The sequence below is a fragment of the Thalassobacillus sp. B23F22_16 genome (assembly GCF_043496955.1).
GTDB lineage: Bacteria > Bacillota > Bacilli > Bacillales > Halobacillaceae > Thalassobacillus > Thalassobacillus devorans_A.
In genome coordinates, this window is sequence record NZ_JBIEKD010000008.1 from 1 (window position 1) to 15,909 (window position 15,909).

The following is a 15,909-nucleotide window of genomic DNA, read 5'->3' on the forward strand; positions in this document are numbered from 1 at the left end:
AGGGCTTCGCAGTTTGTATCAAAGATATATTTTCTTACGTCAATCTTAAAGAAACCGCCGTATACGGGTCCGTACGTACGGTGGTGTGAGAGGACGGAGGTTAGTCACCTCCTCCTACTCGATTTTTCCCACCACTTAACCTTGTAAATCAAGGCGGCCTCCGAGTGTCGGGTGCTGAACTTCCGGCTTGGCAGTCTCAAGCATCTCGACGATCTGGGCACCTTGCTGTCTGGCCTGATCCATCGATTTATCCATCACGGCAAGACTGGCATTCTGCTTCACATAATGCTGGCTCATCAGGACAGAGACGGTCGCAACATCCATAGCTTCACTCCTTTCTCCTGAACTATTTCTAATATCGACCTGATATTGGATTAATGAATATGGAATTTCCTGGTCACCTCTGGGGTGACCAACAAATGGGTGAATTGGGTATTGTTCACAATTTTGTCAATAAGCGATGCGACTTGAAAATAGGTATTATAGTAATATGGTCGTAGGTAATAGAATAGAGAGATGATGGGGTGGAGATGTGGAATGTGCTGAAAGAGCGTTAGAATACTTGATCAATAAAAAGACAATGATGGTAAAACCGAATCTGCAGGAAGGTAAGCTGGCTGCGCTGATACTGGAAGATAGTCACGTGGTTTGTGCAAAGATGAGCGTCCAGAACATCCTTAATAACAGCTGTATTTTATATGGGTCCTCCTTTAATGGAAGAAGGGATTTTGCCCGTGCTTTCCTGCATACCGATAAAAAGTTGCCGATTGAAGTAAGTTCTCCTTCGGGAATTGTCATGTTTCCACTTCGTGATAATATTACCGGCGAACAAGTATGGTTTAACTACCATCATGTCAAGGACCAGAGAGAATCAGCCCCTGGCAAAATGGAAATACTTTTTTCTGATAATACGACGTATACGATTGATACCTCCAAAGCTTCCTTTAACCGGCAATTCATACTTGCCGCCCGGCTTGTCAATCGGCTGCATCACGCCTGAAACAGGCAGGAAGCTTCTTCTGCCTTAATGAATACCCTTTCGTTTTTCCTTCCCTATTTTTATGGTAAGATGAACATACATAATTTATCGTGAAAACGCCATCATCTTTAGAATAAGAGAGCGTTTGAATGCCATGTTCCAATGGGAAAAATTGATAGTTTTCTTATTCTTGGCAAAGGGAAAATCAATAGGAGAGGTGATTCGGATGAAATATAGAACGGCAGATGACATCAAAGATCTCCTGCTTGATGATCAGGAAAACATAATCAACCAAATCGATCCTGAAAAAATTGAAGTTTATCGCTTCCTGCATGACCGATTTAAAGAGACGGATGTAACAAAGGATCTCGTCTTCCAGTTTGCTTTCCGTTATTTTTATAAATTGGACAACCCGAGCCTGACGCAGGAATTTCAGGAACGTTTTTTTGAAATCATGGAAAATCAACGCAATGAAAGCAGGCCGAATATCGTCCGGGTCGTAACTGATCTTTATGAAGTGAAAAACCATAAAGGGAACCCAACGATGCAATTCCCGCTTGCTACCGCTATGCTACATACACTTAATGGTAATTTCCCGACGTATGACAGTGATGTAGCAAAGGCATTTGATTTTTCTTCAACTTATCATTTGAATAGCTTTTATAAAAAGATGAAGCGGTATATTGATCAGTACCGACATACCTTTGATACCTACAGTATATTACTGGAGGAGGAAAGCCTTAAGGTAATGTTCGATAATTTTGATCGCCGTTTCCCAAAGAGCGGTCTTTCAAAAGTGAAGAAATTGGATTTAATGGTGTCAGAAATGGGAAGACAAATTTCCTGACAAGAACCCCAAAAAAGCCAGGTGACCTCACAGTCACCTGGCTTTTCTGCGTCTTACTGCATGGTTTCTTTCAGATTTGCAGATAGTTTCCGTTATATTCGAGAGCGTTTGGAGGCCCGGGAAATTACTCGCTTTCCATGGGCGTACGGTGAGCTTCCAGCCGCCCCTGACACTTTTATGGTAAAGGACCCTAGATATCTCAAAATCAAGTCTTCGACTTTTCGTCTCTTTTTTTGTAAAAAGCAAATGCTTAAAAAACAAGTCGATAGTGATTGAAATTTGTCTGGTAATTTAGTACGATTAACCTTGTTGTGACTGACTGGTCAGAAAGAAAAGGAAGCAGGGATATAGATGCATGAACGGAAACGCCAGTTAATTGAAGCTGGAATGAAGCTATTTGCCCAGAAAGGCTACCACGCAACCTCCATTCAGGAAATTGCCAGCCAAAGTGACGTCTCTAAAGGAGCCTTTTATCTTCATTTTGACTCGAAAGAAGATCTGACTTTGGCTATCTATAAATTTTATTACCAGCAATTGATGCAAAAAGTAGAAGAAGTGCGTCAGACCGATTTGCCACCCAAGGAGAAAATGACCCGTCAACTCGAAGTGTTTATCACCAGTTTAATGGAGAACAAAGAGTTTATCATCATGCATCTGCGTGATAATGTGTCGCTCAGTCCGCAAGTCGATGACTTTCTCCTAGAGATGAAAGCAGAAAGCTTCCGTTGGACAAGTGAAAATCTGAAAGAACTATTCGGAGAAGCGGTCGAACCATACATAGTCGATAGCTCCATCCTTATGGAAGGGATTCTCGATGGGTATGCCAAATGGCTCGTTATTGATGAACTCGATGTCGAACCGCAGCGGCTTGCTTCATTTATTCAGGAGCGAATTGTCGATGCAGTCGAGGGCATCCTGAAAAAAGAGGAAAAACCGTTGATCACCTTGGATAATGTCAAGCGACATTTTCCTTCATTTCATCAGCAGGACCCTCACAGCCGGGTGAAAGAGCAGCTGACTGCGATGAGAGGCAAAATTGACTCGCTGAAAATGGCAAAGCAGAAAAGGGAAGACCTGCATGGAGTAGTGGATGTACTGTTGAATGAAATAAAAAAAGAGCAGTCACAGCCGATTTTGTTCCAAGGCATGCTATCCCATTTTAAAGGGATAGCTGCATTTGACAAGGAATGCCGCCAAATTGCCAGAGATTTGAATATTGAATTGATATAGGAAGACGAGAGGAGTCATGGTATGAAAAAAATTATCCAGCCGGCCATCGTGGCGTTGCTTTCGATCGGATTGATCAGTGGCTGTTCCAATAATGAAGAACCGGAAGAAGAAGTAGAGCGCGTCACCCCGGTAGAAACGGCAGTCGTAGAAAAAGGGGATTTGAGCATTGAGCGGAAAATCGTCGGACGGACGGCACCAGCTGATACTTCACAAATCATTCCGCGGACACCAGGGGAACTTGTCGCTTTGAACGTAGAAAAAGGGGACAGAGTAGAAAAAGGAGATGCCATCGGGCAAGTAGACGCTCAGGATACACAAAGTCAAGTAGAGCTGCAGGAAAATGCCGTCCAGCAGGCGAGCAAGCAGCTGGAAAATGCCAGGATTTCAAGACGTCAGGCAGCACTTGGGGTCGAGAATGCTAAGAAACAAGTCGATGCCGCGAAAGAGGCCCAACAGGCACGGGCTGAGCAGTCCAAGGGTCAGGAACAGGCAGCCTACCAGCAATATGAGCAGGCGAAAGAGCTCGCTGATCAGACAAAGAAGCTGGCAGACGAGGGCACCATCCCGGAAGTGTTATATGAACAAGCAAAGAACCGGGCGGATCAGGCATACGCTCAGTACGAGCAGGCGAAGAATCAGACTGCCCCATCTTCTGCAGAAGTAGAACAAGCGGAAGCACAGGTTGATCAGGCGGAGGAACAGCTTGCGCAGGCAGAAGTAGGCGTGGAACAGGCGCAGCTTCAAGTCGAACAGGCCCAGGTCCAGCTGAATCAGGCGCGTGAGCAGAATTCCAACAATACCATATCGGCACCATCTTCCGGAGAAATCACTTCTCTTGATGCAAAAGTTGGCGACATGGTATCCAACCAGCAGCCAATTGGAGCAATTGTTGCGTTAAATCCAATGACCGTCGAAGCGACAGTGACATCGGATCAGCTTAATTTATTCGAAAAAGAACAGGAAATAGACGTAGATATCAATGGTGTCGAAGAGCCAGTGACTGCGACAGTCGATTATGTGGCTTCCGTACCGAATGACACAGGCTTATATCCGGTCGAAGCCACGATCGCCAATGAAGGGGAAGCGATCAAGCCGGGGACAATGGCCACCTTCCTGCTTCCGGAAACCGTCGTATCAGACACGTTTTTAGTACCGACAGAAGCAGTCGTGGAAGAAGGCGGCGAAGCTTATCTCTATGAAATCGTTGACGAAGTAGCAGAAAAAGTGGAAGTGACGATAGTGGAAGCGCAATCCGATCTCACTGCGGTTGAAGGTGGCCTGCAAGCAGGTGCTGAAATAGTCACTACGGGTCAATTGACGTTGTCTGACGGAGCGAAAGTCAGCATCATAAAGGAGGATGCTTGATTTGAAACTCGTCAATACATCAGTCAAACGCTCGGTTGGGGTAATCATGATCGTATTGGCCATTCTGGCGCTCGGCTTCATGTCGCTGCGTAATCTGGCCATCGACCTTTACCCGGAAATCGACCTGCCGATTGCCGTCGTATCTACCAGTTATGACGGCGCCGCACCACAGGAGTCAGAAAAATTGATCAGTGAACCGATCGAGTCATCGGTCAGTTCCATCGAAGGGATAGAAACTGTCCAGTCGCAATCCCAGACAGGCGCCTCGATTGTTTTTATGCAATTCAATACGGGTGTGAATCTCGACAATGCTTTGCTCGATGTAAGGGAAAAAGTGGACCAGGTGAAAGGGATGCTGCCGGAAGGAGCGGGCGAGCCGAATGTTCTCCGTTTTGATCCTCAGCAGATTCCGGTCATGTGGGTCGGCCTCACCGGTGATAGTCCGGAAGAGCTTCAGCAGATTGCGGAAGATCGTATCGTTCCTTTTCTGGAGCGCCAGGAAGGGGTAGGGTCCGTCAGTATCGAAGGTGGGAATGCCCGTGAAGTCCGTGTCTTAATCGACCGTGGACAGATGAACGAATATGGACTGACCTCGGAAACCATTGTCCAGTCCTTGAATGCCGCCAATAAGTCCGCATCTGCGGGAGCCGTGGAAAAAGGCGACAAAGACCTGCAAATCCGGATTGATGGCGAATTTGAATCGGTTGAAGAAATAGAGGATACCGTGCTGCAGACAGAGAATGGAGCGCAGATCCGCCTCGATCAGATCGCTGACGTTGAGGATACGTATGAAGAGGCTTCAACGATTTCTAAGGTTAACGGGAAATCATCGGTAGTACTATCCATTTTGAAAAAATCGGATGGTAATACCGTCGAGACAGCCAATAATGTCACCGCGGCGATGGAGGACATAGAAGAACGCCTGCCGGAAAGTGTCAACATGGGCGTTGTGCTCGATACCTCGGAATTCATTACCCAATCGATTGATTCTGTCATGATGAACATCATCATTGGAGGAATCTTCTCGGTTCTCGTCCTGCTGTTGTTTTTAAAAAGCATTCGGGCAACAATCGTCATTGGCATCTCGATTCCGATCGCCATTATTTCAACATTTACGTTGATGTATTTTACCGGAGAGACATTGAACGTACTGACCATGGGTGGTCTTGCACTTGGCATCGGGATGATGGTCGACAGTTCCATCGTCATCCTGGAAAACATCGTCAGCTACCGCCAGCGCGGTTACTCGATGATTGAAGCAGCCAAAGAAGGGGCGTCTGAACTGGCGCCAGCCGTCATCGCTTCAGCGACCACGACTATCGTTGTATTTTTACCGATCATTTTCGTAGAAGGAATCGCATCGGAACTGTTCACGCCGCTAGCGCTGACCATCTCGTTCGCTTTAATTGCGGCCTTGATCGTTTCTGTTACGTTGATTCCGATGCTGTCTTCGAAATTATTGACGAAACCATTGCAGACTTCCGGTCGCAGGTACTGGTTTGACCGGTTCCTCGATAAAGTGAACAATGGGTATCAGTCCATGCTCCGCCGTGTGTTGAAATGGCGAAAAACAACCGTCCTTGTTACGGTACTGACGATAACAGCCAGCGGTTTCCTCGTTCCGATGATTGGTACGGAATTTATCCCACCTTCCGATCAGGGACAAGTAGAAATCAGCGTGACGACACCTGCAGGAACATCACTTGCAACTACGGAGAGTGTGACAGAAAAAGTAAATGAAAAACTGACTGCTTATGAAGATATCATCGAGACAAATTACATTACGGTCGGTGGCGGTGGATTTGAGAGTTTCTCTTCCTCTTCCAATGAAGCGACATATACGATTCAGCTTGTGGATCCTGCCAATCGCGAACGTACGACCAGCGAAATCATGCAGGCGATTGATGCCGATGTATCCGACATCCCAGGAGCAGAGATTGCTGTCAATGAAATCGGGGCAGGGTTCGGTAGCGGCGCACCGATTCAGATTCAGTTGAATGGTCCGGACTATGATGTTCTGACTGAACTCGCTGACCAGGTCATTTATATGATTGAAGATGTCGATGGTGTTCACAACCCGGAATCTTCAACCGATGAGGGCCGGCCGGAAATGCAAGTGGAAGTCGATCGGGATAAAGCAGCACAGTACGGTTTGAGCTACCAGCAGGTTCTTAGTCAGGTCGAGCTCGGGTTCAACGGACAGATAGCCACACGCTACCGGGATGGCAGCGATGAAATCAATGTCCGTATGATATTGCCAGAAGAAGAGCGGCAGACGATTGCTGACCTTGAAGGTATGAGCCTGCAGACACCAACCGGGGGATTGATTCCTCTTGCCAGCGTAGCAGAATTGAAGCAGGTGCAAGGCCCGGTTACCTTGCTGCGTGAAAATCAGCAGCGCCAGGTCAACGTCGAGAGTGAAATCGTCGGACGGGATCTCGGAAGTGTAACCAATGACATCCGCGAAGAGCTGGAACGCTTGAACTTCCCGGATGAATACAGTTATGAAATCGGCGGACAGGCTCAGGATATGCAAGAGGCCTTTGGCGATTTGGCACTGGCGCTCATATTCTCGATTTTCCTCGTGTACGCCGTCATGGCTGTTCAGTTTGAGAACTTCCTGTTCCCGTTCATTATCATGTTCTCCTTGCCTTCGATTATCGTCGGAGTAATGAGCGGTTTGTTCATTACCGGCCTGCCATTGAGTCTGCCGGCATTTGTCGGGATTATCATGCTCGCCGGGATTGTCGTCAACAACGCTATCGTACTCGTCGATTACATCAACATCATCCGGCGAAAAGGCGTCGACCGCTACGAAGCTATTTTGGAAGCAGGGCCAAGCCGGATGCGGCCAATCCTGATGACCACACTGACGACTGTGCTCGGAATGGTGCCCCTTGCCCTGGGACTCGGGAAGGGAGCGGAAGCCCAGCAGCCGCTTGCTGTTACGATTATCTTCGGCTTGACGATCTCAAGCATATTTACACTGTTGCTGATTCCAGTTGTCTACACTTATTTTGATGACTTATCAAACAAAATTACCGGCTGGGGCGGGAAAAAGAAATAACAACCGGCTGAATCATTTCTAAATAAAGATCCCCTGTTTGATGTAGCTATCAAACAGGGGATCTTTATTTCTGGATCGGTTGCTTACTTATTTTTGTTTTACATATAATTTCAATTCAGAGACTAATTGTTTTTGCATGTCTTCGCTGGTATGAAGTTGAAGGCCGGCCTGGATTTTTCTGCCGAGCTTTTTTACCCAGACGATTTGTCCATCGACATCCAATTGTTGATTTACAAGAGAGAATTGGATGATCATACGGTCTCCGATTTGATAATCATGAAACGGAATTTCAACTTTCATGCCCTTTACACTGAGGTCTAATATCTGGAGTTCTCCTCTGCTCGGCGGGGTGGTTTGGGCAATGAAGTTCCCAGGCAAGCTGGGGTCAAACGTATAACGGAAGGCTTCATTTCTTCGGTAATACATAGCTGCTCCCTCTCCCTTTAAAAATGTTAACTCTCATCACCATAACGATCGATTTTTATCAGGTCCCATGTGGTGACGACGCCAAGCGGCTTGTTATGCTGGGAACCGTCTGCCGTAATAATGACCGCCTTCAGCTTCTGGTTCTGCTCGAAGCTGCGTTCAAAGGATGATTCCAGATCAAATATCGAATTATTTTCACTCAAAAATCGCACATTGTGGTTCTTTTCCAATTTCAAAATGTCAGCAGCGCGAACATCTTCGAGCTGAATACAGCCTTTTTGCATATTTTGTGACAGCCAGCGCACGACCCCGTCGTTCGTCAATAGACCTAAAAACCGCTGATTATCCCCATAAATAGGGAACTGGGAGACTTTGAAACGGTTAAATGCCTCGACAATTTTTGTCAGATGAGAGTTAGATTTGAAAAAAAGTACAGGTCGTGTCGCAACTTCGATCGCTTTCGGTGGTTGATCAAGCGTTTGTTTAATTTTCTCAATTTCCTCGACTACTTCCCGGTGCGGGTAGGCGATGTAGTAATCATCACGGATTTTTTCATGAACAAGTGCATTACGAAGCTTCGCATATTGTTTCAAATTGTCGAAATAATGCCGGATGACACTGTGCTTCTGTTTCGAGCGCTGGACGAGTTCCATGAAATTGTCGTTTTTCGGAAAGCCGTTGATTGCCTTCAATTGCTGGTGGATCTGATTAAATGCAATCTCGAAACGCTCGGCAAGCTCCATTTCTTCTTGTGAGCCGTTCATCGTAGTCACCTGCTTTGTATGTAAAGATTGATATTTCTTCTTATTATAACGGATTCACGCATAAAAAAACATCAGGCGGGCGCACGAGGTGAAAGATAGTCAAATATTTGCTGGATATCAATAATAAAAGAAAAAGCATAATCTGATCTGCCAATTCGTAAAATGTAATAAAGTTTCATAAAACATATTGTATTAAGTAATATTATTTTGTAAGATAAAAATAAGTAAAAATATTTCGACATTGGAGCAACGCTTATGACCAATCAACTGATTTTCATCCAGGAATCCCTCGACAGCTGTAAACCATCCGAGAGAAAAGTAGCCGAATACATTCTAAAGCACCCGGATGAAGTGGTGAACTCATCGATACAAAAGCTTGCCGAGAACACCGCAGTGAGCGAAGCGACCATCATCCGGTATTCCAAAAAGCTGAAATGTAAGGGTTTTCAGGATTTGAAACTTACAATTGCAAGAGAAATGGCTGTCTTTGAAACAACACCAGAGAAATATCAGGACATTCCGGATGACGATTCCATTGAGTCGCTCATCAACAATGTTTCCTACAACAACATCCAGTCGCTGGAAAATACGCTCAACATCCTCGACACGGAAGATGTAGAAGCCGCGATTCAGCTGATGACCAATGCCCGCAAGATTGCCGTCTACGGCATCGGTGCATCGGGATTCATCGCGCAGGATTTCAAGCAGAAGCTGACTAGGATTGATAACTGGTGTGAAGTTGGTCTGGATATCGATGCCCAGCTGACGATTTCAGCGAACCTTACCAATATGGATATCGCTTTTGGTGTCTCCTACAGCGGTCAGACCCGGGACATCTATGAATCTTTGAAAGTCGCCAAAGATAACGGAGCGACGATCATCACGCTTACTAAAATGGGGGAGAATCCAGTGTCTTCACTGGCTGACATAGCTTTATACACGACCTCACTGGAAAAAAACATAAGGAGTGGTGCCACCAGTTCACGGATTGCCCAGTTGAATGTAATTGATATCTTGTTTTTAGGCATCACCCGTAACAACCAGGAGGCCAATATCGCAGCACTCGAAAAGACACGGAAGGTGGTGAAAATGATTAAGTGATCACAACCTATCTGAACCAGCTGGCAGCTGACCGGGAAGTGCCTGGTGGGGTCGTCATCGTTAATGTCAAAGGCGAGCGCCGATATTTCGAAGCTTTCGGCAGCTACCAGGCCCGGGACGGCACACCACAGACCATCACACGATCTACGAGATTCGATGCCGCCTCACTCACAAAAGTGATGGCGACGCTCCCGGCAGCCCTATTTTTAATAGACCGCCAGGAAATGAATCCAGAAGCACCAGTTAACCACTACATCCCAGAATTCCACTTCAAACCTATCACAATCTATCACCTATTGACTCACACAGCAGGACTTTCCGCAGATCTTACTTATAAAAGCCGCTGGCAAAAGCGCCATGTTTTCCATGAGGTACTGACATCAAAACTTACAACAAAACCAGGAACAACCGTCAAATACACGGACCTTGGCATGATTTTGCTCGGGAGAGTAATCGAACGAATCACCGGGCAGCCGCTTGATGAGTTCGCAGCTGCACAACTTTTCGAGCCATGGGGCATGCCGAACACTACATATCGACTGACGGAAGCACAGAAAGCAGAAGCGGCAGCAACGGAATGGGATAGCGGTCAATATCTTCAGGGTGAGGTCCATGATGAAAAAGCATTTCAAATGGGCGGAGTCAGTGGCAACGCCGGGCTGTTCACGACAGCAGAAGATGTGGAAGCCTACGGACTGAAATGGCTGTATCCGGAACAACAGCAAGTCATTGCACCGTCACTTTTAAGAGATGCCAGCAATGAACAGGAACCAGGCCGCGGTCTTGGATGGGAAGTGTGGAATGGTAAAGGAATGCCGCTATCATGCGGGAACGAGTGGCCGGCGGGATCCTTCGGTCATACCGGATTCACGGGCACGAGCCTGTGGATTGATCCACATAATGAAATCGTCACCGTTTTTCTCACGAATGTCGTCCATTACGGAAGGAACCATAATTTGAAGGAAATCCGTAAACAGTTACACAGTCTCGTGCATCAATGTTTTACAAAATAAATCATTTATTACAGGAGGGAACAAGCATGGCGAAAATCACGAAAGCTTGGATGATTGGATTTTTAGCGTTTATTTTGATTTTAACTGGCTGTTCGTCTGACACAGATGGTTCTGCTGAGGGCGAAACAGAAAACAAAGAGGAAAATGGCGATACGGTCACGTTGGAAGTGGGAAGCTGGAGAACGGAAGACACCGCTAAGTATGAAAAACTTTTTGAAGCATTCAATGAAAAGCACCCGGATATCCAACTGGAGTTCAAGCCGTCTAAGAACACAGAATATAACACGATTTTGAACACGGCGCTGCAAAGTGGGGAAGGTCCGGATATCATGCAGCTTCGCCCTTATGCAGCTGGTGCGGAATTAGCTGACGCGGGGTATTTGGAGCCAATCGAGGACCTGGAAGGGTTGGATACGTTCCCTGATTCATCACTATTGGCAGCGCAAGGATCCGATGGCACCCAGTATGGTGTTCCTTTAAATATGAGTACGACACAGATGTTCTATAATAAAAAGATTTTTGATGAACTGGGATTGGAAGAACCTCAAACATATGAAGAATTCATCGAGCTTAATGAAACGTTGAAATCAGAGGGCTACACGCCGCTTGCCATGGGTACGAAAGAAGGCTGGCTGATGTCCCTGATGCATGGAATTGTAGGTCCAGCGCATTATGGAGCCAATGAATTCGTGGAACAAATTGAAAACGGCGAAACGGATTTTGTCAGCGACGAGTATGTAGCATCGATCGAAGCGATGGAGCAGTTGAAAGATTACTTCCCGGACAACTCAGAAGGACTTGGTATGGAAGATATTCGTACGTTGTTCTTCACCGAGCAGGCAGCGATGTTCCCGCTTGGAAGCTGGGAAATCGAAGTATTGAAGGAAATGAATCCGGACCTTGAGCTTGATTTCTTCCCGATGCCGTCTGCAGTTGGGAAAGAACCAACCATCACGACATGGGTCGATGGCTCCTATGCCATCAACGCTAATTCAGAACATAAAGAAGAAGCGAAGAAATTCCTTGAATGGATGACAACCGAAGAGTTCGGTCAAATGTTCACAGAAGAATTCAGTATGGTCAGCGCGGTTCCTGGTGTAGAGTCTGACAATCAATTGGTAAGTGACCTTGCCCAGGCAGCCGATGAAATTTCGACACCATACTTGATCCTGGTCCACTTTGCCAAAGGAAATCCATCATCTAAAGCAGAACTAGAGACAGAACTGCAAGGCATGTATTTAGGAGAGCAGACACCTGAAGGCGTAGCAGAAGCCGTACAGAAAAGCGCCGAAGGCTACTACGAACCTTTTCAAAACTAATTATTCAAGGCGGTGAATACGTTGAATACTGCTGAATCACAAGTCAAAGCTGTCCATAAGGCAGCTGCCAAAACGAAAACAAACAGGAAATGGAAAAGATGGGCCATCCATCTTTTCCCTATTCCCGCCTTAATCATTTATGGATTATTTATCGTTTATCCTATACTCGCTGCATTTACATACAGTCTATTTGATTGGAATGGGCTCGTCAGGGGAGCGTTCGTTGGGTTAGAAAATTTCAAAGCATTGTTTTCCCTGCAGCCATATAAAGAGTTATTCTGGAATGCCTTTCAGCACAACGTCCTTTATTTCGTCGTTCAGATGATCGTCCAGAACGGCCTGGCATTTGTGCTTGCCTTTATCATTTATAAAAAAATCAAAGGGGCGGAATTCTTAAAAATCGCCTTTTTTATGCCACGGTTGTTATCAATCATCGTCGTCGGTTTTTTGTGGAAGTTGATTTTGAACCCGAACTTTGGGGCACTAAATGTTATTTTAGGTAAATTTGGACTGGAGAATTTACAAAAAGCATGGCTCGGGGATCCTGATACCGCATTGATGGCTATCATTCTCGTAAACTCCTGGTTCGGCTTAGGCTTTGCGGTATTGATTTTCTTAGCAGGGATCCAGTCGATTCCCCATGAATTGATAGAAGCGGCAACACTGGACGGGGCGAAAGGCTGGAAGATGATGAGCAAAATAATCATCCCACTAATGATGCCGGCCATCACGATCATTACCGTATTAACATTCATCCAGTCATTTGAAGCGTTTGAACTTGTCTATGCGATGCAAGGATCACAGGGAGAACCTTATCATTCTACCGATACACTGGCGATTTATTTCTATCGTCTCGCATTCGGTGGTACATCCGGTGGCGGTTCTTCAGCAATCGGGTTAGGTTCCGCGCTTGCAGTCGTATTGTTCCTGTTCATCTCAGTATTCACAGCAATCCTGCTTTATTTCATGCGCAAAAAAGAAGTAGAAATGTAGGAGGGGAGAAACATGAAAGAAAACATCTGGACCAGACCGTTGTATTACGTCATTGCCTTTTTAGTCGCATCTATTAGCTTATATCCGCTGTTCTTGATGATCATGTCGTCATTCAAGCCTAGCAATGAAATTTTCATGAATCCATTATCCCTTCCGAAAAGCTTCAGCCTGGAGCCATACCGCAACCTGATTGAACAGGTGCCGTTCATGACTTATTTCTATAACAGTGTCGTCGTCAGTGTGACAGCCGTCCTTCTGATCTTGATTTGCGGGTCGCTCGCGGCCTTCTATATCGCCAGGTACACATTCTGGTGGAATAACGCACTGTTTTTCTTTTTCTTAATGGGAATGATGATCCCAATCAAACTGGGCATTGTACCATTATTCATTTTGATGAAGGATCTCGGGTTAACGAACTCGTTATGGTCGTTGATCTTCATTTACACAGCTACAGGCATTCCGTTATCGATTTTGATTTTGACCGGGTTTTTCCGGACGATGCCGGTAGAGCTGGAAGAAGCGGCCCGGATTGATGGAGCTACTGACCTGCGCATCTTATGGAATGTCCTGCTGCCATTAATGCGTCCGGCACTTGGAACCGTCATGATCATCAATTTCATCCAGGCGTGGAATGATTTCTTCTTCCCGCTCATTTTCATCTCGAACGAAATGAAAAAGACGATACCCGTCGGGATGCTGTCTTTGTTCGGTGAGTACTCAGCCGATTGGGGAGCGCTGTTTGCCGGGCTGACGCTATCTTCCTTGCCGATGATGATCCTGTTCTTCATCGCATCGAAACAATTCATGGAAGGACTGACGGCTGGTGCCATCAAATAAGCGGTACTTCATCGGAATCGATGGCGGCGGCACAAAAACAGAGCTGGTTTTGGGAGATGAGACCGGTAAGGTAACTTTGTCGAAAACAGGCGCGTCCACAAATTTGAAGTCGAGAAGTGAAATTAAAGTCAGGGAAACGGTGCACCAGCTGCTGCAGGATATTCCCGGTCCAATTGAGCATATTTTTGTTGCGGCAGCAGGTGGCGATCGTACGGAAGATAAGCAGCGGTGGGAACAATGGATCCGTGAAATTGTAAGAGAGGAACCTGAAGTTTCCGTCGAAAATGACGCCATTGCCGCACTGGCCGGCACTACTTTTACAAAAGAAGGATCCGTCCTGATTGCGGGCACCGGTTCGATTCTATATACCTTCCAGCCAGGGGAAAAGCCAGTCCGTACCGGAGGATGGGGCTATCTGTTTGGAGACGAAGGCAGCGGATTTGATATCGGACGTCACGGACTGCAGGCGGTCATGCAGGCTTATGATGGACGGAAGAAACAAACAAAGCTGACTGGCAGGTTCCTGGAGCGATTCGGCCTTGATGAGCCGGAACAGCTGATTACGTTCATTTATGAACACGACTATCCTAGACTTGCGATTGCTTCCTTAGCCAATGAAGTGATAAAAGCGGCTAGTGAGGGCGACCCGGTATCAGATGAAATCGTCCATAACGCTGCGACAGCATTGCTGCAATTAATCGCAGCACAAATGGAAAAGAGGGAAAAGGTATCACCGATTGTCCTGGCGGGTGGGGTTTTTCAATCCGACTATTTCACCGGACGGTTCATCGAGCGGAGCCGGGCGCGTTTTCAAAACGGCATGGAATTTTTACCGGCCGCTATGCCGCCGGCCGTTGGGGCATACGGCTGCGCGCTGCTTGATGCTGGCATATCGGTGACCGATACAACGGTACTATCCATTAAAGAATCCTACAGAAAAGTGTGAACTAAATTTAAGAAATTGGGGGCTGAATGAATGGGTGACACAAAAGAACGAACGTTGACCGAATCGAGGCACAGCAAGTCCCATCAGCTGGATGAATTATCGACGATGGAAATCATCCGCCTGATGAATGAGGAAGATCACACAGTCCCAGCTGCTATTGAAAAAAGCCTGCCGCAAATCGAAAAAGCAATCGACACGATTGTCGCTGCATTGAACAATGGCGGTCGGCTGTTATACATAGGTGCAGGAACGAGCGGTCGTCTGGGCGTTCTCGATGCCTCCGAATGCCCGCCGACGTTTGGTGTCCCGGAAACTTTAGTCCAGGGCATCATCGCGGGCGGCGACCACGCACTCCGGCATGCTATCGAAAATGCCGAAGATGATTGGGCTGAAGGCGAAAAAGCGATTAAAGAAGCCGCCAATGTGAAAGACGTCATAGTAGGTATTGCATCCAGCGGCCGGACCCCGTATGTACTAGGCGCGATCGAGGCCGCTAAAAAGCTCGGTGCGAAAACAGTCGGCCTAACATGCAACGGACAAACTCCGCTGGCAGAAGCAGCTGACTTTCCGATTGAAGTGCTGGTCGGACCGGAAGTGTTGACCGGATCAACAAGACTGAAGGCAGGATCTGCACAAAAAATGGTGTTGAACATGTTATCCACCGCTTCCATGGTAAAAACCGGGAAAGTTTATAAAAACCTGATGGTAAACGTCCAGGCGACCAATGAAAAACTGAAGCAGCGCTCGGTATCGATCATCCAGGAGCTGACCGGCGCAACCGAAGAAGAAGCACAAAAAGCAAGCATCCAGGCAGAAGGAGACGCAAGGATTGCCATCCTCATGCTCATGTTCCAAATTGATGCTCAAAAAGCAAGCCGCGTGTTAAAACAAGAAAACGAACACTTCTCCGCTGCAGTAAATCATCTGAAGAAAAATTAATACAGGAACCTACTCAAGCTTGCAGAAAACCAAATTCTGCAAGCTTTTTTATGCCCGCTTGGTAAGTGATTGGGCATAATGAA

15 protein-coding genes are annotated in these 15,909 nt (G+C 46.6%); 12 read left to right on the plus strand and 3 right to left on the minus strand.

Annotated elements, in window-relative coordinates; translation table 11 throughout:
• Positions 1–135: 135 nt before the first annotated feature.
• Positions 136–324, minus strand: a complete 189-nt coding sequence (locus ACGTNI_RS08145; RefSeq protein WP_085506232.1) for a YjfB family protein — start codon at positions 322–324, stop codon at positions 136–138.
• A 208-nt stretch (positions 325–532) separates the two neighbouring features.
• Between ACGTNI_RS08145 and ACGTNI_RS08150 the strand changes: the two genes are divergently transcribed.
• From ACGTNI_RS08150 to ACGTNI_RS08170, 5 genes are all read left to right on the plus strand, one after another.
• Positions 533–1,000: a competence protein ComK gene (locus ACGTNI_RS08150; protein ID WP_085506231.1), complete on the plus strand. Its 468-nt coding sequence runs from the start codon at positions 533–535 to the stop codon at positions 998–1,000.
• Positions 1,001–1,205: 205 nt separating this feature from the next.
• Positions 1,206–1,826 (plus strand): hypothetical protein, encoded by a 621-nt coding sequence (locus tag ACGTNI_RS08155; protein ID WP_085506230.1) that lies wholly within the window; start codon positions 1,206–1,208, stop codon positions 1,824–1,826.
• A 351-nt stretch (positions 1,827–2,177) separates the two neighbouring features.
• Positions 2,178–3,056: a TetR/AcrR family transcriptional regulator gene (locus tag ACGTNI_RS08160; RefSeq protein ID WP_394461440.1), complete on the plus strand. Its 879-nt coding sequence runs from the start codon at positions 2,178–2,180 to the stop codon at positions 3,054–3,056.
• A gap of 21 nt (positions 3,057–3,077) precedes the next feature.
• Complete coding sequence (locus ACGTNI_RS08165) at positions 3,078–4,421, plus strand: efflux RND transporter periplasmic adaptor subunit (RefSeq protein ID WP_085506228.1); 1,344 nt, start codon at positions 3,078–3,080, stop codon at positions 4,419–4,421.
• Position 4,422: 1 nt separating this feature from the next.
• Complete coding sequence (locus ACGTNI_RS08170) at positions 4,423–7,488, plus strand: efflux RND transporter permease subunit (RefSeq protein WP_394461442.1); 3,066 nt, start codon at positions 4,423–4,425, stop codon at positions 7,486–7,488.
• A gap of 87 nt (positions 7,489–7,575) precedes the next feature.
• Here ACGTNI_RS08170 and ACGTNI_RS08175 read toward each other — a convergent pair whose 3' ends face one another.
• Together ACGTNI_RS08175 and ACGTNI_RS08180 are read right to left on the minus strand one after the other, a co-directional pair.
• Positions 7,576–7,914, minus strand: a complete 339-nt coding sequence (locus ACGTNI_RS08175) for a PilZ domain-containing protein (RefSeq protein ID WP_394461444.1) — start codon at positions 7,912–7,914, stop codon at positions 7,576–7,578.
• A gap of 26 nt (positions 7,915–7,940) precedes the next feature.
• Positions 7,941–8,678 (minus strand): CBS domain-containing protein, encoded by a 738-nt coding sequence (locus ACGTNI_RS08180; protein ID WP_394461446.1) that lies wholly within the window; start codon positions 8,676–8,678, stop codon positions 7,941–7,943.
• Between the two features lie 255 nt (positions 8,679–8,933).
• Here ACGTNI_RS08180 and ACGTNI_RS08185 point away from each other — a divergent pair, with 255 nt between their 5' ends.
• The 7 genes from ACGTNI_RS08185 (at position 8,934) to murQ (ending at position 15,826) form a co-directional block, all read left to right on the plus strand.
• Positions 8,934–9,779, plus strand: coding sequence for a MurR/RpiR family transcriptional regulator (locus ACGTNI_RS08185; protein ID WP_394461449.1), 846 nt, complete (start codon positions 8,934–8,936; stop codon positions 9,777–9,779).
• Positions 9,776–10,792 (plus strand): serine hydrolase domain-containing protein, encoded by a 1,017-nt coding sequence (locus tag ACGTNI_RS08190; protein WP_394461451.1) that lies wholly within the window; start codon positions 9,776–9,778, stop codon positions 10,790–10,792. The genes ACGTNI_RS08185 and ACGTNI_RS08190 overlap by 4 nt, the downstream gene beginning before the upstream one ends.
• 26 nt (positions 10,793–10,818) lie before the next feature.
• A complete protein-coding gene (locus ACGTNI_RS08195) occupies positions 10,819–12,111 on the plus strand; it encodes an ABC transporter substrate-binding protein (protein WP_394461453.1) in 1,293 nt (430 codons plus the stop codon).
• 105 nt (positions 12,112–12,216) lie between these two features.
• On the plus strand, positions 12,217–13,104 hold the full coding sequence (locus ACGTNI_RS08200) for a carbohydrate ABC transporter permease (RefSeq protein ID WP_394461649.1): 888 nt from the start codon (positions 12,217–12,219) through the stop codon (positions 13,102–13,104).
• 12 nt (positions 13,105–13,116) lie between these two features.
• Positions 13,117–13,941 carry a carbohydrate ABC transporter permease gene (locus ACGTNI_RS08205; RefSeq protein ID WP_085506222.1) on the plus strand — a complete coding sequence of 275 codons (825 nt, stop codon included), beginning with the start codon at positions 13,117–13,119 and terminating at the stop codon, positions 13,939–13,941.
• On the plus strand, positions 13,928–14,887 hold the full coding sequence (locus ACGTNI_RS08210; RefSeq protein ID WP_176223938.1) for an N-acetylglucosamine kinase: 960 nt from the start codon (positions 13,928–13,930) through the stop codon (positions 14,885–14,887). Before ACGTNI_RS08205 ends, ACGTNI_RS08210 begins: the two co-directional genes overlap by 14 nt.
• A gap of 30 nt (positions 14,888–14,917) precedes the next feature.
• Positions 14,918–15,826 (plus strand): N-acetylmuramic acid 6-phosphate etherase, encoded by a 909-nt coding sequence (gene murQ, locus ACGTNI_RS08215; protein ID WP_085506220.1) that lies wholly within the window; start codon positions 14,918–14,920, stop codon positions 15,824–15,826.
• The last annotated feature ends 83 nt before the right edge of the window (positions 15,827–15,909 follow it).